General features: G+C 59.2%; 17 protein-coding genes and 2 pseudogenes. 2 read left to right on the forward strand and 17 right to left on the reverse strand.

All coding sequences use genetic code 11. The features are described 5' to 3' along the window. Positions 1–9: 9 nt before the first annotated feature. The 8 genes from MUN79_RS00170 to MUN79_RS00205 all read right to left on the reverse strand — a co-directional run bounded on the left by MUN79_RS00170 (position 10) and on the right by MUN79_RS00205 (position 9001). Positions 10–501: a YciE/YciF ferroxidase family protein gene (locus tag MUN79_RS00170; protein ID WP_244675852.1), complete on the reverse strand. Its 492-nt coding sequence runs from the start codon at positions 499–501 to the stop codon at positions 10–12. A gap of 124 nt (positions 502–625) precedes the next feature. After that, entirely contained in the window at positions 626–1435 is an 810-nt protein-coding gene (locus MUN79_RS00175) for a murein L,D-transpeptidase catalytic domain family protein (protein WP_244675853.1), read from the reverse strand. A 142-nt stretch (positions 1436–1577) separates the two neighbouring features. After that, entirely contained in the window at positions 1578–3848 is a 2271-nt protein-coding gene (locus MUN79_RS00180) for a TonB-dependent receptor (protein WP_244675854.1), read from the reverse strand. A 92-nt stretch (positions 3849–3940) separates the two neighbouring features. Further along, positions 3941–4171: a hypothetical protein gene (locus MUN79_RS00185; protein ID WP_244675855.1), complete on the reverse strand. Its 231-nt coding sequence runs from the start codon at positions 4169–4171 to the stop codon at positions 3941–3943. Positions 4172–4295: 124 nt separating this feature from the next. Then, positions 4296–4682 (reverse strand): hypothetical protein, encoded by a 387-nt coding sequence (locus tag MUN79_RS00190; protein ID WP_244675856.1) that lies wholly within the window; start codon positions 4680–4682, stop codon positions 4296–4298. Positions 4683–4736: 54 nt separating this feature from the next. Next, positions 4737–5423 carry a HupE/UreJ family protein gene (locus MUN79_RS00195; protein ID WP_244675857.1) on the reverse strand — a complete coding sequence of 229 codons (687 nt, stop codon included), beginning with the start codon at positions 5421–5423 and terminating at the stop codon, positions 4737–4739. Positions 5424–5441: 18 nt separating this feature from the next. Continuing rightward, positions 5442–6767, reverse strand: coding sequence for a tetratricopeptide repeat protein (locus MUN79_RS00200; RefSeq protein ID WP_244675858.1), 1326 nt, complete (start codon positions 6765–6767; stop codon positions 5442–5444). 164 nt (positions 6768–6931) lie between these two features. Then, positions 6932–9001 carry a DUF4331 family protein gene (locus MUN79_RS00205; protein ID WP_244675859.1) on the reverse strand — a complete coding sequence of 690 codons (2070 nt, stop codon included), beginning with the start codon at positions 8999–9001 and terminating at the stop codon, positions 6932–6934. 429 nt (positions 9002–9430) lie between these two features. Between MUN79_RS00205 and hscA the strand changes: the two genes are divergently transcribed. Together hscA and MUN79_RS00215 are read left to right on the forward strand one after the other, a co-directional pair. Then, entirely contained in the window at positions 9431–11290 is a 1860-nt protein-coding gene (gene hscA / locus MUN79_RS00210; protein WP_244675860.1) for a Fe-S protein assembly chaperone HscA, read from the forward strand. 96 nt (positions 11291–11386) lie between these two features. Then, on the forward strand, positions 11387–12589 hold the full coding sequence (locus MUN79_RS00215) for an anhydro-N-acetylmuramic acid kinase (RefSeq protein WP_244675861.1): 1203 nt from the start codon (positions 11387–11389) through the stop codon (positions 12587–12589). A gap of 8 nt (positions 12590–12597) precedes the next feature. Here MUN79_RS00215 and MUN79_RS00220 read toward each other — a convergent pair whose 3' ends face one another. The 9 genes and pseudogenes from MUN79_RS00220 to rplQ form a co-directional block, all read right to left on the reverse strand. Beyond that, positions 12598–13047, reverse strand: a complete 450-nt coding sequence (locus MUN79_RS00220) for a hypothetical protein (protein ID WP_244675862.1) — start codon at positions 13045–13047, stop codon at positions 12598–12600. A gap of 145 nt (positions 13048–13192) precedes the next feature. Then, the gene (locus tag MUN79_RS00225; RefSeq protein ID WP_311136808.1) at positions 13193–15283 is read right to left on the reverse strand and encodes a CARDB domain-containing protein; all 2091 of its coding nucleotides are present in this window, start codon (positions 15281–15283) and stop codon (positions 13193–13195) included. Beyond that, positions 15253–15678 (reverse strand): CARDB domain-containing protein, encoded by a 426-nt coding sequence (locus MUN79_RS00230; protein ID WP_244675863.1) that lies wholly within the window; start codon positions 15676–15678, stop codon positions 15253–15255. The genes MUN79_RS00225 and MUN79_RS00230 overlap by 31 nt, the downstream gene beginning before the upstream one ends. 51 nt (positions 15679–15729) lie before the next feature. Then, positions 15730–15798: pseudogene (locus MUN79_RS31605) on the reverse strand (hypothetical protein); the annotation flags it as partial. Then, positions 15795–17087 (reverse strand): CARDB domain-containing protein, encoded by a 1293-nt coding sequence (locus MUN79_RS00235; RefSeq protein ID WP_244675864.1) that lies wholly within the window; start codon positions 17085–17087, stop codon positions 15795–15797. The gene MUN79_RS00235 and the pseudogene MUN79_RS31605, both read right to left, overlap by 4 nt. 248 nt (positions 17088–17335) lie before the next feature. Beyond that, a complete protein-coding gene (locus tag MUN79_RS00240; protein ID WP_244675865.1) occupies positions 17336–17650 on the reverse strand; it encodes an FtsB family cell division protein in 315 nt (104 codons plus the stop codon). Positions 17651–17801: 151 nt separating this feature from the next. Continuing rightward, a complete protein-coding gene (locus tag MUN79_RS00245) occupies positions 17802–18902 on the reverse strand; it encodes a CARDB domain-containing protein (RefSeq protein ID WP_244675866.1) in 1101 nt (366 codons plus the stop codon). 217 nt (positions 18903–19119) lie between these two features. After that, positions 19120–20390 (reverse strand): annotated as a pseudogene (eno, locus tag MUN79_RS00250) (phosphopyruvate hydratase). A gap of 317 nt (positions 20391–20707) precedes the next feature. Beyond that, complete coding sequence (rplQ, locus tag MUN79_RS00255; RefSeq protein ID WP_244675867.1) at positions 20708–21304, reverse strand: 50S ribosomal protein L17; 597 nt, start codon at positions 21302–21304, stop codon at positions 20708–20710. Positions 21305–21433: the final 129 nt, after the last annotated feature.

Consider the following 21433-nt stretch of genomic DNA (forward strand, 5'->3'; position numbering starts at 1 on the left):
CGGGTAAGCTTACTCTGCCATGGGGTTCACCAGGTTTTTGGCCAGGTGATTCAGAATCGAGTTGGTGTTCTTTTCTTCTTCCAGAGTTTGGTCCAGAATGCGGGCCACGGCTTCCAGTCCCAGCTCTCTGGCCAGGTACACGGCCGTACCGTAGCCGGCAATTTCGTAATGCTCAATTTTCTGGGCGCCGCAAATCAGGGCCGCGTCCAGCACTTCCGACTCAGGGTTTTTCTCCATTACCTTTTCGCCTTCGGCAATGATGCCCTTCATGCCGGGGTTGGAGTCGCCGTCGGCGTCGATATTCAGCATTTTGGCTACTTCCTTGAGGCGGTCCACTTGCTGCTCGGTTTCGGCCAGGTGTTGGCTAAAGGCTTGCTTGAGCTCATCGTTGTGGGCCTTCTCAATCATGCGGGGCAGCCCGGCCACAATGAGCTTTTCGGCGCTGTACATCGCCTGGATTTCGTGACAAAGCAGGTCGTGCAAATCAGTTAACTGTGCCATGGTATTTCGGGTTTTGGATGTGGGTAGTTGGTGTAGAAACCTTCTGTACGCCCTCCAAAACCGCGAAGTTGTTACGGCTCAGCTCAGGCTGAACCGCAGAATCGGCGGTTACCGCAGCGGCAACTTAGCGCCAGCCCCGGGCCGCAAACTGCCGGCCGGCTTTGCCTGCATCCAGCCACTTGGATTCCAGCTCCGGCCCACTCAAATACAGGCAGGCGCCTTCTCCCACGGCGTTGATAATGGCGCGGTACTGCTCGGGCGGCAGGGCCGGGCAGCCCCGGCTGTAGCCCAGCTGCTGGTACTTATTCAGGTACTCTTGCCCGGCGTAGTCGGCGCCGTGCAGCACTACGTAGCGGTCCAGGGCGTTGCTGTTCAGGCCGGCATCCAGGCCGTGCAGGCGGCGCGAAAGGCCGTGCTTGCCGGCGTAGGTATCGGCGGTGCGGTAGAAGCCCAGGGCCGTACATGCCGACTTGATACGGTTGGAAAAGCGCCGGGCCCGCACGTGGCCCGAGCCGCGGCCGTGGGCTACGTAGCTGTGTTGTAATACCCGTTTTTTTGCCAAATCCAGCACCCAAAGACGCTTTTCGGTGGAAGGCAGATCCATATCGGCCACGGCGAGCACCGCCGGGCGACGGATACGGCCGGCCTGGCGCAAGGCCAGGTAGCCCACGCAGGCCCGCTCCAGCACCGCCAGCCGCAACTTTTGAGCTTCGGGCCCCAAAGCCTGGTGCAGGGCCGCTACTTCCTTTCGCACCGAGTCGGGAAGATTGGGCAGCGGAGCCAAGGCCACCGGCGCTAGGGAATCGGAAGCAGCCACGGTAGCTACGGGCGCTATAACCGGGGCCTGGCACATCGTCTGGCTTGTGAGCGTGGCTTTGCGCTCTTTGGTTTCCGACGACTGGCAGCCGGCCTGAGCCAGCAGCAGTGCGGCCATAGCCAGGCCGAGCGGCCAGGACCGAAAAGCCGAGCCAGAGAAAGATACAGCGCCAAAAGCAGGGAAAGCCATAGCCGAAGATTAGCTTTCTTTTCCAGAAAGTCAGCAAAACGGCTGGCTATTGGTATAGCCAGCCGTCCGCTTAGAAGAATACGCTGAAGTTGCCCTTCAGGTAAAACGGCGTGCCGGGCGTGAAGTGCAGCTCATCGACGGACGTACCCAGGGGCTCATTGGGCAGGCGGGTTTCGGTGGCAAACTGGGCCTGATTCCACTCCATATTCGCCAGGTTTTCCACCGTTATGCCCAGCTGAAACCGGCTGGTGGTGTAGCTGGCTACGGCATCGAGCAGGAAATAGCCGCGGGCGGTAATGCTGCCATCGTCGTTGGCGGGCCGGTCGTCGATGTAGCGGTAGCGCAGGCTGGCCGTGAAGCCGCCAGGTCGCTTCAGTGTGAGCCCCCCGATGCTGGTGAAGCTGGGCGCCAGCGGAATGTAGTCGGCGCCAGCCGGAGCATCTACCTGCCGGCCGTGGTTGTAGTTTAAGTCCAGATCGGCAAACAAAGAAGAGCTGAGCTGGTAGCGGGCCGACACGTCGACGCCGAAGCGGCGCGTAGGCCCGGAGCTTTCCACCTCGCCCGCGTCGCCGATGTAGACCAGCTCATCCTGCAGGTGCAAGGCCCACAGCGCCGTGTTGACGACCAGGCTGGGCACGGGCTTAAACGTGCTGCCGACCTCGTAACCGATGGCCCGGGGCAACACATTGTCGCCCACGGTCCCGCGAATCACGCCCCGGGCGTCGTTGGAATGAAAGCCGATGCCGGAGCGCACAAACAACTGCACGCTGGGCGTCAGCTCGTAGTAGAGGTTTAGCTTCGGCGACACTCGGGCTTTGGTAGTGCGGCCCCGCAGCGGCTGTAGACTCAAAGACGTGGTGTCGTAAAGCTGCCCGCGGAAGTCGAAGGTGAATAAGTCGGCCCGCACCGAGGCATTCACGGTCAGCCGCTCGGTCAGGGTCAGGGTTTCGTCGAGGTAGGTGTTGATGTTGCGCTCATACAGTCGGCCATTGGTCACGGTATCCAGCACTTCCCGGCGCACGGTGTGGCGCAGGGCCAGGTCGGAAAAGTCGTTGCGGGTGCCCACGCCCAGAGTTGAGTGCAGGCGGCGGCTGCCCAGCTGGGTGTCCCGGTCATAGGTGGCGGTGTAGCCAAATAGGTGCCGGTCGTCGACTTGCTGAATTCCGTCACCGTTGATAGGGTCCTGCAGGAAGAAGGTGAAGTTGGAATACAGGCTAAAGTCGTACTTCGAGTAGTAAGCCTGCTGGCGCAGCACCGCATCGTGGGCCAAGCCGGTGGTCAGCACCGCCGAGGCGTTGGTCCGGCTGGTGCTGCCGCCCTCGGTGGGGTCGATGCTGCCATAGCGCGAAATCAGGCCTTCGGCCACGCCCCGCTCCGGCACCTGCCCGCTGGCGTCCCAGTTGGACGTAAAATGGGAGCCCAGCAGCGTGAGCGAGGTTTGGTCGGTAAGCTGGCCGGTGTATTTGGCCAGGCCGTTGAAGCGCTTGAAGTATTGCTTCTGGTCGAAGTAAGAATTAGTGAAGTTGTACTCGGCCGCCACGTAGGCGCTTTCCGCCTTTTTGCTCAGTAAATGGCGCTTGTTGTGGCCCAGCAAATCCAGCATTACCAGGGCCCGGCGGGTGTCGAACTGGCCCAGCTCCACCTTGGCCTGACTGCGTTCTAGACTGGTTTTGGTGGTAAACTCGCCGGCACCAGCCGTGGCAAAATCCCCGAACCGGGCCGTGTAGGGGCCTTTGTAAACGCGCAGCTGCTCGACGGTTTCCGGAATTACGAAGTGAAAATCGGCGTAGCCCTGCCCGTGGGCGTGGCTTACCATATTCACCGGCAACCCGTCGATGCTCACGGCGAAATCGGTGCCGTGGTCGGCGTCGAAGCCGCGCAGGAAAATCTGCTCGGCCTTGCCCCCACCCGCGTGCTGGGCAATAAAAAGGCCGGGCACCAGGCGCAGCAGGTCCTGGGCGGAGTTGACGGGCCGCAGCACTTGGTCGATGTGGGAAATGGCGGCCAAGGATTGGTTCGGGTCCTGGGGCTGCGACACGGTTACTTCCTGCAAGCTCAGACTCACGGCCGACAAGCGCAGCTGTACGCTTTGCGTGGCCCCGGCCGCCAGGGTAACGGTAGTAGCCGGGCCGCGGTAGCCAAGCGCCGTAGCGTGCACAGTATAAGTACCAGCCGGCAGATTACTGATGCGGAACGCGCCGGCCGCGTCGGAAGCTGCGCCCTGGGGCTGCCCATCGACACGAATACCTACGCCCGGCAGGCGCTGCCCGGACAGCGAATCGGTGACAAATCCGCGCAGGGTGGCCGTATTCTGGGCCAGGGCCGGCTGACATACAGCCAAAAGCAGTATGCTACAGGCTATTAAAAGCAGACTCGGAAGTTTAGCGCCGCGAAGAGCTTTAGCCCGGGAAGCGGAGTAGGAAACGTCCATGCTTAAAACCGTTTGGCAGAAGAATGAATGGACGAGCGGCGCTGAGCCAGCACCTGGGCCCGATGCGTAGCCTGTGCAGCTAACTGCCGAGCCGTGTGCATTTGCTGAGCTGGCAGCACCACTTTGGCGGCTGGCTTGACAACAGAAGTCTGGGTTGCGGCACTAAAGGGCAAGGCCACTAGCTCCCGGCCGGCCGAAGCCCGGGGAAGTTGGAGAGTAGAAAACGAATTCATACGTCGGTAATAAGCAGCTGCCGCGGGCTTGAATAACCGGCGGGCAACAGCAGATAAAAGGGATAAGACCTGAGCAGCGCGGAGTACTTCGACGCGCTACGGGCGGCTAGGAGCCACCTGCGGCTTATCCCCGACGGGGCGGAGCGTAAACCAGCGCGGCAAAACCCGTGGGCACCTGTTGGTGCAACTCAGCGGGCAGGCGTGGTTCACTGGAAACATAAAACGGTGTCAGGCAAATGGGCTCCACCAGACAATGCACGTCAATGCCCTTCATGATTGTCAGCAGGTGCTGGGCATTCTGGCTGGCAGTGCGCTTCTGCACCACGTGCTGGTCGCCGTTGCAGGTATCGAAGCAGTCGACCATGAGGTAGTGCTTCTGCTGGCAGTCGGCGCTGTGCGTATAGGGGTGCGCAGCCGAGTAGCGCGGGGCTTGCGGCCGGTTCACGAGGCCGGCTCCTACTACCAGCAGGTAGTTGGCAAGCAACAGCAGCACGAGCCAGGAACGCAACATAGCAGGCAGGTAGAAGTTGAGAGGTAGAGACTAGAAATGGGCAGCGGCAGGAAGCTAGGCGAAGAAAACCCGCTCTACGGTCCAGTACGCGGCTATCAGCCCGATAAGGACCGAGGCCGGCACCACCACGCGCTGCTTGTACCAGGGCTTGTCGGCAAACCAGCGGCCTACCAGCACCCAGGCCAGCAGAATCACGGTTACCTGCCCCAGTTCCACGCCCACGTTAAAGGAAATCAAGGACTCCACGAACATGGCACGCGGCAGCCCGAGCCCGGTCAGCACGCTGGCGAAGCCCATGCCGTGAATCAGGCCGAAGCCGAAGACAATGGCCACGCGCCACGGATTGAGCCGGTCGGCCACAATATTCTCAATAGCCACGAACAGAATGGACAAGGCAATAACGGGCTCTACGATGGAGGCGGGCGGCGAAATCAGCCCGTACATGGCCAGGCCCAGCGTAATGGAGTGGGCCACGGTGAAAGCCGTAGCCTGCCAGAGCACCGGCTTAAGGCGGGGCTCCAGGAAAAAAATGCTCAGCACGAACAAAATATGGTCGAGGCCGAGCGGCAGAATGTGGGTAAAGCCCAGCTTCAGATACGTGCTGATGATGTCGGTGCGCGAGAGTTTGCTCACGTCCACATCCAGCACGTGGGCCGCGGCCAGCTGGGGCAATAGCAGGCTCAGCAGCAGCAACGCGGCAGCCCGGACAACCAGCTTGTTAGACCCAATCAGCGTTTTCATACAACCAGCAACTCCGCGTTAGTTGACAGCCAGCAGCTTCTTGCCCTCGTCGGCCAAATCGAAGCTTAGATAGGGGTTGGTATCCAGGGCCTGGCGAATCAGGGCCTGCCCTTTTTCCGCCTGCCCGTTCTTGGAGGCAATAAGTCCGGCGCGGCAGAGCAGCGTAGGGTTGCGCGACTTGGTGCGCAGGGCCGTGTCAATCAGCTTCTGGGCCTGCGGGTATTCGCCGCGCTTGTAGTGCACCCAGGCCAGGGTTTCGCACACGTCGATGTTGTCGGGGCGGCGCTCATACTCGATTTTGGCGTGCTCCAGGGCTTTGTCCAGCTCATTGGTTTTGAGGTAGGCGTAGGCCAGCTCCCGGTCGGCGTAGTGGCCCATTTCCTCGTTGTCGTCGGCCTCTTTGGCATCGTCGGCCAGCATGGAAATGGCTTCCTTGGCCATTTGGGTAGCTTTGGCGGGCTCGTTGTTGAGGCGGTAGAGGTCGGTCAGCTCGTCGGCAAAGGCATAGTCTTTCACCGTGGCGCGGGCCTTGCGGAAGTATTCAATGGCGGCGGGGTAGTTCTTGCGGGCTTTTTCCACCCGACCCAGGCCACCTAGGGCGTAGGCGTAATACGGCCGCTCAATTAAAGCCATTTGGTACTGCTTCTCGGCATTAACCAGGTCGCCGGTATTCTCATACAGATGGCCCAGCGTGATGCGCGACCAGGCCGTTTGCTCCAGACCCGGATAGCCGGCTTTCACGGCCATATCCATGGCTTCGATGGAGCCGGGGTAGTCGCCGTAGATTTCCCGCAGGTAGGACACCCGGGAGTAGGACCGCAAATCGGGCCGCACCTGGTTCATCTTGTCGGCCATTTTCACGGCTTCCTCATAGCGGCCCAGCTCCACGTTGGCGTCGCACAGCAGGCCGTACACGAAAGCGTTGTGCGGGTTTATGGCTACGGCTTGCTCGGCCACGGCCAGGCCCTCGGAGAAGTGGTGCTGGGTCAGGCACAGGGAGGCTTTGCAGCACAGGGCTTCAAAGTTTTCGGGCTCCTTCTGCAGAATGCCGTTGAGCAGCTGCATGGCGGCCATATCGTAGTACGGATGGTCGCCGGTGACGCGGGCCTCCTGCATGTAGGCCTGGGCCAGCAGCAGTTTGGCTTTGTTGTCGTCGGGCTTGGCCCGCAGCTGAGCCAGCAGGCCGCTAATGGCACTTTTGGTGTTCAGCCATTCACCACCCACGGCCAGGTCGCCGTGCCGTTCCTTGAGCTGGGGAATGGGCTCGGGCTTGCGGAAGAAAAACAGGGCTGCCACGGCCAGGCCGAAGCAAGTCAGCAGCGTAGGGTAAAAGTATTTGCGCAAAGCAGCAGAGGCTAAGAATGGAAAAAAGAGCCCGACAATGAAGTCGGGCTCCGAATTTACCAGCAAGCTAGCCGAACTCACCCGGGCCCGGCTAACTGAGTGGCTACGCTTGGAAGCAACCAGCCGACAGATTGCCGACGGTTGCCTCCCGAGTAGTCAATGGTCTAGTTGGTGTGAACCAGCTTGATGGACTGCAGTACCGTCTCACCCGATTTTACCGTGGCAATGTAGGTACCGGCGGCCAGGTTCTGCACTTTCCAGGGCATCTCGTAGGTGCCGGGCTTGTGCTCCTTGTTGTCGACGAGCGTCTTTACGGGACGGCCCATCATGTCGGTAATGACAATCGACAACGGACCTTTCACGCCTACTTCGTAGCGAATCGTGGTTTTGTCGGTGAAGGGGTTGGGGTAGTTCTGGGCTACTTTCACGGCCTCAACCTGCAAGCCCATGCCCACAGCACCCCGCTGCGAGGTAACGGTAGACTGCGACTTGCTGCCACGCCAAGGCGTCTGCATGTAAGGGAAAGTAGTTTTGAAGGTCGTGTCGTTGGCTTCAACACCGGTCCGGAAACCAAGTACGCCGCCCAACTGGGGCGTTACGGGGTTCGTTGCCGTAGCCGAAAAGTCGTCGTAGAACAGACCAATGGCGGCCAGTACTACACCACCTACGGCCTGCAGCTCGATGCGAGTCACGTCATCTTCCAGACGACGACCGTTGGGGAAGCCGTCCATGTTGGGAATAGCCTGCAGGGCGGCGCTACCGTTGAAGCGCGTGTCAGTCAGACCCAGTACGGCGGCGGCCAGCAAGCCTTCGGAGCTGAAGTCGGGGTTAGGCGTTACACCATTGGCAAGGGTGCGGGGCGTGGCAGGCACGGCCATATTCAGGCGCAGCATGTCACCCAGCGTGGGCAGGAAGTTGTTGACGAACGGCTTACCAGCAGCCAGCGGGTTGCGCAGGGGCTTGCCAGTGGCCAGCTGATACGGGGGCAGGTTAGGCACACCCGTGTGGAAGATTGGCAGAATGTCGACCGAGCGGGGCTTGCCGGCACGCAGCAAGTAAGGACCGAAGGTTGGGTCGGCGAATACCGTACCGGCGCGCTGGGCGGCAGTCAGGTTAGCCAGCCCGTCCTTGCCGTTGCGGAAGTCGAAAGCCTGCAGCGAGTTGGACTGAATGCGCAGGGCGCCCAGACCGGGTACAGCGCCACCGAAGCGGCTGTCGTCCATGTACAGGGCAAGCTCGGGGTTCATGGCGTTTTCGTCGAATTTGGCTACGGCACCGTAGGGGTTGCCGGCGTTCCACTCGTCTTTCTGCCCAATCGGAATCACGACTTCGTTGGTCAGGGGCATGCCCAGGCGCGACACCTGCACAAAGTTGCCCGACTGCGTCTGGGTACCGTCCGTGTTCAGGGTGCGGATGGCCTGACGGCTGGCCGAGGCCCACACACCGATGACGTAGTCCGAATCCAGGATGTTGGCGGCCTGAGCGCCAGTTTTGCCGTCTTTCTGCAGTACCGAAATTGGAATCTGCAGGGCAATGGTGTGGGTGTTCTTACGGGCTACACCGTCGCGGGCACTGGTGGGGCGCACGCCGCCCAGGTCGAAAATACCGCCCAGGTCCACGAAGAACGGGTCATCCACGGGGCCGCAGAATACTTTGGTACCGTTGGCCAGCGTCCGGATGGCGTTGGTCATCAACGTATTGTAGGGCGTGTTCAGGCCGGCGGCACCTTCAATAGAGCGGGCACCGATGTTGGGTGGGGGCACTACGCCGCCCGTAACGATGGGCGTGAAAGCGCCGCCATTCACGCTGAGCTCAGCGGTGTAGGTCGTTTTCTGGTTTTCCTTGCCCAGGCGCGTCCGGAAGAACGTGGTAGGGTCTTCGTTGGTCCGCGTGAAGGTAAAACGATACGTCAGGTCGTCGCCGGTCGAAGTCGTCTTATTCTTGATGTGAATCTCGTAGCGTATGTTTTCCCCAAACGTGTTGTAGATCGGGCCACCCTGGGGCAGCTCCAACGGAATGTAGTTGGCAATGATGTTGATCATTTCCGCGTTGTTGGGGTCGCGGAAGGCATATAGGTCGGTGTTGTCGGCCAGCGGGTCATCCGCAATAAGCGGAGCTTCGCGGTGGCTGGAGGCTTCCAAATGAGTGTTCTGTCCGCTCCAGGCCAGGGCGCCTACTATGGCCGTAGCAGCCAAACCCATGTGGAGAATCGGACGGGTAAAGGTCTTCTTCATGATGAAGGAATTAAAGGTGGAAAAAGGAAATAGGATTCCTAGCCAGGCAAAAAGCAAGGCTGGGCAACGGGTAGGAAAAGCACAAAAAGTGCGGTAGAGAAACGAATGCTGCGCCCCGGATCTGGGGCGGCAACACGAGGCAAACAAGCGGTAGCTAGTCCGGAGCTACGTGCCTAATAGTAAGGTGGGAATTAGTGGGCGGGGCATCTGTTGAGAGATACGCAGCTACGCTCGTGCTTGGATTGCCTAGGGTGGAACTTTTTTTATAAAAAAGTACAACTTGCTTTCAAGCCAAGTCCCGGGCCCGTTTGTTATCCTCCCCTACCGGCATTTCTTCGCTACTTTTGCCCTTGCATCGTAGAGCAATCGTAGTCCGGTTACCTCTCTTTTATTACGCTTACTTCGCGCCTCGGCGCTGACCCATACGCAATGGCCAAAGTCGCAATCAACCTCTCTACCGGGAGCATTCAGCAGGAAGAAATCATCGTCGGAATTGACCTGGGCACTACCAACAGCCTGGTGGCCTACATTCACCCCGACGGCCGCCATCCGCTGGCCATCAACGACCAGGGCCGCGGTACCATCGTGCCTTCGGTAGTCCACTTCCCGACCGACGCCCCCGACCCGATTGTGGGCACCGACGCCAAGCAATACCTGCTTACGGAGCCCCAGAACACGATTTACTCAGTAAAGCGCCTGTTGGGCAAGTCGTACCGCGACCTGGGCGAGCACGCCACCCAGCTGGGCTACAAGGTCATTGACGACAACTCTGAGGGCCTGGTCAAAATCCGGGTGGCCGACCGGTTCTACTCCCCCATTGAGCTGTCGGCCGAGATTCTGAAGGAGCTGCGGGCCCGGGCTGAGCACGCCCTAAAAACGCCCGTCAACCGGGCCGTGATTACCGTGCCGGCTTACTTCAACGACTCCCAGCGCCAGGCCACCCGCGACGCCGGCCGCCTGGCTGGCCTGGAAGTACTGCGCATTGTGAACGAGCCCACCGCCGCGGCCCTGGCCTACGGCATCGGCCTGAGCCCCGACGACGAGAAAACCGTGGCCGTGTACGATCTGGGCGGCGGCACCTTCGATATCAGCATTCTGCGCATTCAGCAGGGCATTTTCGAAGTGCTCAGCACCAACGGCGACACCTACCTGGGCGGCGACGACCTGGACCGGGCCATTTCCGACTACTGGACCCGCGAATACCAGCTGGCGACGGTGCTGTTCGAAAACCCCATTGCCCAGCAGCAGCTGCGCCTGCTAGCCGAGCAGGCCAAGCGCCACCTCAGCAGCCACGACTGGTTTGAAGCCATTTTCGACGACACGACCCTGCCCCTGTCCAAGGCCAAGTTCAACGAGTTGGTACGGCCCCTGGTGGAGCGCACCATTGCTTCCTGCCGCCAGGCCCTGGCCGATGCCCAGTTAGAACCCCAGCAGCTCGACGCGGTGCTGCTCGTGGGCGGCTCTACCCGGGTGCCCCTGGTCTACGACTCGGTTTCGGCGTTTTTCCAGCAGCCGGCCAACAACTCCCTTAACCCCGACGAAGTAGTAGCCCTGGGCGCGGCCATTCAGGCCGATATTCTGGCCGGCAACCGCCGCGATGTGCTCTTGCTCGACGTGACGCCCCTCACGCTGGGCATCGAAACCCTGGGCGGGCTGATGGACCCCATTATTCCGCGCAACTCCAAGATTCCGACCAAAGCCGGCCGCCAGTACACCACCTCGGTGGATGGGCAGGTGAACCTGAAAATCTCGGTGTACCAGGGAGAGCGGGACTTGGTGAAGGAAAACCGCAAGCTGGCCGAGTTTGACCTGCGCGGCATTCCGGCCATGCCCGCCGGCTTGCCCAAGGTTGACGTGAACTTCCTGCTCAACGCCGACGGAATTCTGCAGGTGGAAGCCATTGAGCTGCGCTCCAACACGCGCCAGGCCGTGGAAATCAAGCCCCAGTACGGCCTCACCGACGAGCAGGTAGAGCAGATGCTGATGGATTCGCTCACCCACGCCCGGGAAGACGTGAATGCCCGCATGGTCATTGAAGCCCGCACCGTGGCCGAGCAGATGCTGTATCAAGTGGAGCGGTTCGTGGAGAAAAACTCCCAGTACCTGACCGAAGACGAAATTACCCACACCGCCGCCCAGACTCACGTCTTGCGCGAGGCACTCGAAACCAACGACAAGGATACCATTCTGAAGGCTGTGGATGAGCTGGAAAGCCTCACTAGCCCGTTTGCCGAGCGGGTGATGAACATATCCATTAAGCAGGCCATGACCGGCAAGAAAATCGAGTAGCTGTAGCTGCCGAAACAGAAATGGGTGAATAAGTGAATGGAGCCGTATCCGTTTACTTATTCACCCATTTGCTCTTTTACCTCATCCTCCAATTGTATGAACAGCAACCTCAGCCGCCTCCTGGCCGTGGCCCAGAAACCAGAGCGCCGTATTATCGGGCTGATGTCGGGCACTTCCCTGGACGGGCTCGACGTGGCCCTGTGCCGCTTCTCGGGTCACGGAGCAGCTACGCGGGTGGTAGTTGAGCATTTTGCTACCGTGCCTTATTCGGCTGCTATCCAGGAGAACATTCGTCGGGTCTTCGCCCAGGATACCGTCGAGCTGCAGCACCTCACCCTGTTGCACGCTTGGCTGGGCACCACCCACGCCGATATGGTGCTGCAATGCCTGGCTCAGTGGAACGTGCTGCCCGCCGAGGTTGATGCCATTGCCAGTCACGGCCAGACCGTATTTCACGCTCCTAAGCATCAGCACGGCCTGCCCGACTGGCCCAACGCCACCCTGCAGCTCGGCGACGCCGATCATCTGGCCGTGCGCACCGGTATTCTTACCCTGAGCGACTTTCGGCAGAAGCACGTGGCAGCCGGCGGGCAGGGTGCGCCTTTGGCGGTATACGGCGACTACCTCATCTTTTCCCAACCCGGCGAAGACCGACTGCTACTCAACCTCGGCGGCATTGCCAACTTCACCTATCTGTCTGGCAGCCTCGATGCCGCTGCCGTGTTTAGCACCGATACCGGCCCGGGCAACACCCTACTCGATGCCTTCGTGCGGGAACTGTACCCCGGCAAGCACTTTGACGAAAACGGCGCACTAGCCGCCCAGGGCCAAATAAGCCGTGAGCTCCTGACAGCTCTCCTCGACCATCCTTTCTTCGCCGCGCCAATTCCCCGTACCACAGGTCCCGAACTGTTTAGCGCGGCTTACGTGCGCACGGCCCAGCACCGCAGCGGTACTACTTCCCTCCCGCCCCACGACTTGCTGGCCACGCTTACTGCGTTTAGTGCTACCAGCATTGCCGGGGCCGTGCGGCAGGCATTTCCCACCCTGCCTGCCCTGACTATTTACGCCAGCGGCGGGGGCATGCACAACCCCGTGCTGATGGCCGCTTTGCAGCAGGCCCTATCCTCCTGCCGGTTTTCTACTACTGCCGCCCTGGGCATTTCGCCCGACGCCAAAGAAGCCGTCCTATTTGCCATCCTGGCTAACGAAACCCTGGTGGGCGAAGCGCTGCCCATTGGGCACGGCGAACAGGTCGTACCGGCTGTTTCCTTAGGTAAAATCTCCTTCCCGAGTTAATACCCCCGCTACTTTCGCCGACTCTGTGGGGCCGGAATCAAGCCAAAGGACCGAATCCGAGCCGCCGTACTATCCTGAAACGTGACGTCGAGCTGGACTTCGGGCTTGCCAGCCAGCGTGTCGCTTTTAAACATGAAGCTGTAAAAGTTACTCACCTCGTTGGCCTCACTAATGCGGTAGCCGAGCTTATACAGGTCAATGGGCTGACCGCGGCGCTTGGCCTGGGCCCGCAGGGGCTGCACGGCTTCCTTGAATTGCTTGGCACTCATGGCCGCCCGCGTTTCGGGAGCAAGCAGGGCGTAGGCCGTGGGATACTCACCGCGCAGCACGGCCAGCAGAAACTGCCGGGCTACCTGTACCTGCGAGGGCCGGGCTACTAACGGCGCTGTGGCGAGCAGCACGACGGTAAGCAACAACAACCAGGGGCGCCCAGCGGCGGCTTTCCAGAACTTTATCATACAATATCCCAAAGTGGTCAGGCTGGCTTGTCAAATACGGGGCCACGGAGGTTAGGGCCGTAAACAAAACGGCGGCACCGAGCCCGGAAGAGTTCCGGAGTCGATGCCGCCGAGTACCAGCTAGGCTGGTTCGCGTTAGTTAGGGTTATTCAATGACCACGCGCCGCGTCACGTTCAGGTCCTCGCCCGTAATGCGCAGCGTGTACACGCCGCTACCCAGGTTGGTGGTATCGAACGTAACGGGGCCACGGCCCGCGTTGAGCACCAGGTTCTGTACGCCTACCTGCTGACCAATGCTGTTGAACAAGGTCAGCTGCACGGCCTTGCCAGTGCTGGGGCCATCCATACGTACTTTGAACTCACTGCCGGTAGCCGGGTTGGGATACACATTCAGCGTGAAGCCGTTGAGCTGCTCCCGGGTTGGGGTGCCCAGGCTTACGGTAAAGGCACGGCTGGCCACGTTGTTCTGCTCGTTCGACTCAGTCACGACGCCAGTGGCATCGGCTACGTACAGCACGTAGTAGTTGCCGGGAGCCGTGCCCAGCGGCACGATGAAGGAACCCGAGCGGGTATTGCTGGCACTGGCGGGCAGCGCTGCTGCGGTTATGCTTCCCAGCAGCACGTCGTTGCTGCTCAGCGAGGCATCGGCCGAGAGGTATAAGGACATTGTGTTCTGAGCGGCCGTGGCCGTGCCCGAGTTGGTAAGCAGGCAGGTAGCCGACACGGTATTGCCCGCTGGCGCCGCGGCTGGGCTCAGCGTAGTCTGGGACACAGTCAGGTCGGGCAGGGCCGCCACCACGGTCAGCGTCAGGGAAGTAGTGTTGTTGGTTTCGTTGCTTTCCGTCACGGTTCCGGCTGGGTCGGCAGCATATACCACATAGTATGTGCCGGGGCTAACGCCGGCAGGAATGCTGAAAACGCCATTTCTGGTGGCCGTCTGACCAGCGGCCAGGGCTGCACCGCTGCTCGTGCCCAGCAGCAGGTCGCTGCTGCTTAGCGTATTGTCGACCGAGAGGTAGTAGCCCAGTGAGCTGCTGCTGGCGTCGCCGCCACCCTGGTTGCGGACAGTACCGCCCAGGCCAATGGTGTTACCCGCAGCCACGGAAGCAGCCGATACGGAGGGCGACTGCACAATCAGGTCGGGCAGGACGGAAGTAGAGGTAACGCACGAGACGGTGGCCTCAAAGCCAGAGCCTACGTAGCTACCGTCGCTGGTAAAGAGCAGCGTGAGCGAACCAGCCGTGTTTTGGGCCGTGATGGTCCCGGGGTTAGTCGAGTACGTGCCAATCAGCGGGGAGTTAGTGGTAGGACCATCGTAGATATAGAGCCGGTCGCAGCAGGTTTCCACTGCGAAAGACGAGAAGCTGAGGCGCACCTTGCTGCCCGACGTGCCGGGGTTAATCGTGAGTGAGCCGTAGGAGTTGTCCACGTAATCGTTGTTGCCGCCATTGTCGGCCACCGTCGTGCTGCAGGTAGTGATGGTGTTTGAGCCGCTAACTGGCACAACTACCCCGGAAAACGCCGCCGTTACGCGCAAGGCCACCCCTGCCACGTTGTTGTTCTCGTTGACTTCGCTAACAGTATTCTGATGGTCAGCCACAAACAGAACGTAGTAGTTGCCCGCTACCGTGGTTGCCGGAATAGCCAGAGTGGGGTACATGGTGGAATAACCACCTGCTGCCAGTGCCGCACTATTCGTGGAGCTTAGGAGCACATCATTCGTGCTCAGTGTGGCATCCGTCGAGAGGTAGTAGCCCACGCTGGTAGCGGGGGAGTTCGTCGTGCCCTGGTTTACCAGGTAATAGCTGGCGCTGAAACTGCCACCAGCCGCGGCTGAGCTTGTGTTCAAGGATGGCGACTGAATGATAAGGTCTACAACAGGCGCGACAATCGTCAGGACAGCCGAAGCTACGTTGTTGTTCTCGTTGGTTTCCGTCACCGTATTCTGGTGGTCGGCCACAAACAGCACATAGTAAGAGCCCGGCGTGGTAGCCGTGGGAATAGTTAGGGAAGGATACAGCGTGTTGTAGCCGCCTGCGTACAGCGTGCCGCTGGTGTTGGTCCCGATCAGCACGTCATTCGTGCTCAGCGTGGCATCCGTCGAGAGGTAGTAGCCTACGTTAGAGCTAGAAGTTGCCGTAGTGCCCTGGTTGATGATATAATGGCTACCGCTGATAGTACCACCGGCTGCCGAGGAAGATGAGTTCAGGTAAGCCTGCTGAATAACCAGGTCGATGCCGGGGCAACTACCGTCAGGGCAGCCGAAGCCACGTTGTTGTTCTCATTGGTTTCCGTTACCGTATTCAGATAGTCGGCCACAAACAGCACGTAGTAGTTGCCGGCTGTAGTACCCGTAGGAATGGTCAGGGAAGGGTAGCGGGTGGAATAGTTGCCCGCAGCCAGCGTACCGCCCGTCGAGGACGTCAGCAGCACGTCGTTCGAAGAGAACGTAGCGTCGGTCGACAGGTAGTAGCCCACGTTGCTCGAAGCCGCGGCGGTATTGCCCTGGTTGTAGACGTAGTGGCTGGCGCTGATGGTAGTGCCGCCGGTGGTAGTGGTCGAGTTCAAATACGCCTGCTGAATAACCAAGTCAATGCTAGGCGCTACGACCGTAATGGCCTGGCTACGCACGTTGTTAGTTTCGTTCGACTCCGTTACCTGATTCTGGTAATCGGCCGCAAATAGGACGTAATAAGCGCCCGGCGTGGTACCGGTGGGAATGGTGAAGGTAGTGCTGGGGTAGTTGCTCAGACCGGGGACAGGGCACCGCCGGTGCTGCTGGTCAGCAGCACGTCGTTCGAGGAGAACGAAGCGTCGGTCGACAGATAGTACCCCAGGTTGCTGGAAGGCGACGTAGTATTTCCCTGGTTATACACCGTAGCTCCGGCACTGATAGTAGTACCCGCCGACATGGTATAAGTGCTCAAGTTGGCCTGCGACACAATCAGGTCGATGCTGGGAGCAGCTACCGTCAGGGTTACGGCCGCTACGTTGTTGGTTTCGTTGCTTTCAGTTACCAGGCCCTGGTAGTCGGCCGCAAACAGGACGTAGTACGTGCCTGGTGCGAGTCCCGGCGGCACGTTTGTGGTTGCACTGCGGTAGTTAGCGTAGTTCGGAGTCAGCGTACCGCCGTAGGTGGAGCTCAGCAGCTGGTCGTTGGCGTCCAGCGTCGTATTAGCCGACAGGTAGTAGCCTACACTGCTGTACGTAGCCGTGGCGTTGCCCTGGTTGGTAATAGTGCAGGACATGTTTATTACGTTGCCGGGCGCCGTGCTGGTGGGGCTCACGCCGGCTTGCTGAATAATTAGGTCCACGGAGGGCGGCACCACGTTCAGGTACACGCTCGATACGTTGTTGGTTTCGTTGCTCTCATTAACGGCGTTCTGGTAGTCGGCTACGAAGAGCACGTAATAGGCACCGGCCGTGGTGTTGGCGGGTAGCTGCACATAGCTGGTACGGCTGCCGTAGCCACCCACGCTCAGACTGCCGCCCGTGGAATTGCCCAGGAGCACGTCGGCCGCATCCAGGCTGGCATCGGCCGAGAGGTAGTAGCCAATATTGCTGCTGGTGGCCGTCGTACCCGAGAGGTTGTAGATGGAGCTATACAAGGACAGCGTGTTGCCGGGCACCGCCGAAACCGGCGACACGGAAGCACCCTGAATAGCCAGGTCAGGCTGAGGCACGCTCGTAACACAGGAAATATCCGCGCTGAAGCCGCTGTAACCGGTGGCGTAGTAGTCGGTGGCAAAGCGTACCGTCAGCGCGCCGCTGCTGCTCGTGCCGTATACCGTGCCTGGGCTGTAGTAGTCGTAATAGGTACCAATTACGGGTGCCGAGGTTGAGGCCCCGTCATATACAGTCAGCCGGTCATAATACCCTACTGAGAAGGTATTGAACTGCAGCTTTACCTTACTGCCCGTCGTAGCCGGGGTAATCGTGACCGTGCCATCTGCGTTGGCGCTGTAGCTACCTCCGGCCCCACCGTTGTCGTAGAGCGTGCCGCTGCAGGTGGTCAGGGCTGTGGTGCCCGTCGTTGGCATGGTGTAGGTTTGGGCCGCAGCCCTACCAGTCCAGAGTACAAATAAGACCGCCAGCAGAGTAAGCCAAGCCGGTCGGGCTGTCCGGGAGCGGACAGGGTACGAGTAGTTTTTTGTCATACAACAGGTTTAGGAAATAGACTTAAAAAAAGCTTGCAGAAGAGACGCACAAGGTCCTTTCTGCCGATCGGAAGCAAGCAAAACTCAATTAAGGTACGAGGGTATAGGCCCTAGAATGCCAGGGCGCTAAACTACTCCTGTTCCTGAGGCACCAGGATAAAGACGTCTTCGCCGGGGCGCTTCATAATGTATTTTTCCCGGGCAAACTTCTCCAGGAGTTCAGGGCTGCTGAGCAATTCAGCCCGGTCTTTTTTCACTAGCTCAATGTTGTTGAGGTAATATTCCTTTTCCGCCTGCAGCTCCCGCCACTTGGCATACATATCATACTGCTTCACTAAATCGTTGGCATCGAAGACCAGCATCCACACCAGAAAGGCGGAGCCGGCCAGAAAGTAAAAGCTGCGCAAGAACCGCGGAACCCGCTGAAATACATGTAATAACTGCATAGCTCTCAAAGATAAAAGAAAGGGGCCGGTCTGCGTGCAGACCGGCCCCTTTAAATTTCACGTGTAGCCGTGGAATTGTCCAACAAGCACCGAGGAGCTTCCTTACGCTGTTGTCATTTGTCCGCCAGTTGTGCACCAACAAGTACCAGCGCTACTCAATTACCACCCGGCGCGTCAGATGCAAGCCCGCCGGCCCCAGCACGCGCAACGTGTAAATGCCGGCCGGTAAGCCCGAGGTGGCCAGGGACAAGGGCTGCCCGCTGAGCATTGCCGAATGGCTTGTTACCTGCCGGCCCAGAGCGTCGTAGAGCGTCATCTGGGCCGGCTGTGGCTGGCCACTGAAGAATATATTCACCCCTTGTCCGGCTGCTACAGGGTTGGGATACACTTCCAGAGCGGCCGTTGTGGGTGAGGTAGTAGCCGTGACCGTACCCGTCACCTGCAGCGGCAGGGCGCGGGAGTTGTTCTGCTCGTTGGTTTCGGCTATTACGTTGCGCGGGTCAATTACCAGCAGCAGGTAATACTTACCAGGAACCGTATTCAGCGGGATAAGCAGCTGCGGAGCCGAAAAGATAGTGCCCGTGGAACCGGTGGTGGCTCCAGCTAGGCTGCCCCCATTAAATTGACTTAGGAAGACGTCGGCCCCCGCTGTGAATACACTGTCGGTCGACAGGTAAAACCCGATTTCATACCCGCTCACCGATCCAGCTCCGCGGTTAAAGATAAACGAGAAAGCGCCGGTGTTGCCCCCGGGCGCCACGGAGCTGAAGGACAGGGATGGGCGCCACAGCTCCAGGTCAGGCAGCGGCACCGTGCCCTGCCCCACCGTTACCGGAAAGCTAACCACGTTGTTGGTTTCATCCTGCTCCTGCTCTGCATTCAGCGGGTCGGCCACCAGCACCAGGTAATAATTGCCGGTAGTAGTCAGGGGCGGAATGGTTGCCGAAATAGAGGTAGTCCCCTGCTGCCCGGCCATGAGCAGCGACTGGCAGCTGGCTCCCAGATAAGCATCATTAGCATCCCAGGTCGTATTGCTCGACAAGTAGTAGCCAATGCAGTTGAACTGGGCCCCGGCCCCAGGATTACCGTTCACCCGGATGGTTGCCGACATCGTGTAAGTTCCGCCCACCACTACGCTAGTGGGGAGAGAGTAAGGAGCTACCACCACCAGATCCGGACGGTTTTGCGCCTGCGCCCCAACTGGCAACCAAACCATCAGGACGCTACATAACAGCAGTATTAGTTTTTTCATGGGCAGTAGCATTAAGTAAGTACAAGTAAAAGCAAAGTATGAAGAGAAGTAAACCCTTTTAAAGCCGTAGCAAACAGCCCGCAGGCTGCCGGGCCCAAAGCAAAGGTAGTCAGGGCAGCCTTGCTTTTTTCTTTCTCACAGTGTAAGCTTTGGCGCCAAAAAAGCCCGCCTGAAATACATCAGGCGGGCTTATCGGTAGCCTCAGCAGTAGCTGAGCTTACATCTTACGGCCGGGGAAGTAGGCAATTTCGCCCAGCTCTTCCTCGATGCGCAGCAGTTGGTTGTACTTCGCCATCCGGTCGGAGCGCGAAGCCGAGCCAGTTTTAATCTGACCGGTGTTCAGGGCCACGGCCAGGTCGGCAATGGTGTTGTCCTCGGTTTCGCCCGAACGGTGGCTCATGATGCTCTTGTAGCCGTTGCGGCGGCCCAGGTTGATGGCATCGATGGTTTCGGTGAGCGTACCAATCTGGTTTACCTTGATGAGGATGGCGTTGGCAATCTGCTCATCAATGCCGCGCTGCAGGCGGGTTACGTTGGTTACAAACAGGTCGTCGCCCACCAGCTGAGTGGTGCTACCGATGCTGTTGGTGAGATTTTTCCAGCCGGTCCAGTCATCTTCGTCCATACCATCCTCGATGCTGATGATGGGGTACTTCTTGGTCCAGTCGGTCCAATACGCCACCATTTCATCGGAAGTCAGCTTGTCGCCGGTGCTCTTCTTGAAGTGGTAGTGCGTGCCGTCATAGAACTCGGAAGCTGCCGCGTCCATGGCAATCATCACGTCGTCGCCGGGCTTGTAGCCAGCCGCCTCAATAGCCTGCAGTACTACCTGGATAGCCTCTTCGTTCGACTTGATGTTGGGAGCAAAGCCGCCTTCGTCGCCTACGTTGGTGCTCAGGCCCTGCTTTTTCAACACGTTCTTGAGGTGGTGGAAAATCTCGGTACCCCAGCGAAGAGCCTCCGAGAAGGAAGGCGCGCCTACGGGCATAATCATGAACTCCTGGAAGTCGATGCTGTTGTCGGCGTGCGAACCGCCGTTCAGGATGTTCATCATCGGTACGGGCAGCGTAGTTGCACCTACCCCACCTACGTAGCGGTAGAGCGGCATACCGGCTTCCTGAGCAGCAGCACGGGCAATAGCCAGCGAAGCACCCAGAATAGCGTTGGCGCCCAGATTAGCCTTGTTCGGCGTGCCGTCAATTTCGAGCATGATCTTGTCGAGCAGGCCCTGCTCAAATACCGAGAAGCCCAGCAGCTCTTCGGCAATCTTGCTGTTCACGTTTTCTACGGCTTTCAGCACGCCCTTGCCCATGAACTTCGACTTGTCATCGTCGCGCAGCTCCACGGCTTCGTGCTTACCGGTGCTGGCCCCGACGGCACCGCTGCCCGACCTACAACGCCGGATTCCGTGGTTACATCTACTTCGACGGTTGGGTTACCGCGCGAATCAAAAATCTGCCGGGCATGGATGGCTGAGATAATGCTCATGTTGAAAAGAATTGTGGTGAGGAATTCGTTACCGCAGCCGCCGAACCTAACTCTAGGCCCCACATCCGGCTGCGGGGCCGAAAGGTAAGGAATTCACTGTGTACCCTCCTATCCTTGCAGCCACTTCTGAAACTGACTTCTCCGGGCCAGTAATAGGCATACTGCCCGTAGTATCTAGCTTTATAAAGCTCTAAGCCTCCATGTTGTCCCTATTACCGGTCCTAAGGTTTCAAACAACTGGGATTAGCCCGGCCGTAAAAAGCAAAAAGGGACGTACCAGCCGGCACGTCCCTTTTCTATATTGAATTGCTCGAAGACTACGAAGCAGCTTCTTCGCTCTTCTCGTCGCGAGTTTCGCCTTCTTTCAGCGTCTCGGTCGAAGAATCGGTTGCGGCAGCAGCCTCTTCGCTTACTACAGCAGCCGTAGCTTCGGTAGCAGGAGCCTCAGCAGCAGCTACAGGAGCCGTAGCGTCGCCGCCCGACTTCTTCTTGCCGCGCGAGCGACGAGTCGTAGCCTTGGCTTCACCAGCCGTCTTAGCTTCCAGCAGAGTTTCGTTGTAATCCACCAGCTCAATGATGCACACCTCGGCGTTGTCGCCCAGACGGTTGTCACTCAGCTTGATGATACGGGTGTAACCACCGGGACGGGTAGCAATTTTACCCGCTACCGAGTCATACAGCTCTTTGATCGACTCCTTGTTCTGCAGCGTAGCGAATACGGTACGACGCGAGTGCGTGGTGTCGCTCTTCGACTTGGTCAGCAGGGGCTCAACAAATTTGCGCAGAGCTTTGGCTTTGGCCACCGTAGTGGTCAGGCGCTTGTGCATGATCAGCGACGAAGCCATGTTCGACAGCATCGCGTTGCGGTGGGAGGTGGTACGACCGAGGTGGTTGATTTTCTTACCGTGTCTCATTGGGTTGTGCTTCTCAGCAGGAATGTGTGTGCTTGCGTATGACGACCACGGCGGGCAGCCAGTGTTTTGAGGCTACCTCATTAGAACCGTCATACCTCGGGCACACTAGTGAAAAAGTGTAAATGAAGT

The organism is Hymenobacter cellulosilyticus (assembly GCF_022919215.1).
GTDB classification, from domain to species: domain Bacteria; phylum Bacteroidota; class Bacteroidia; order Cytophagales; family Hymenobacteraceae; genus Hymenobacter; species Hymenobacter cellulosilyticus.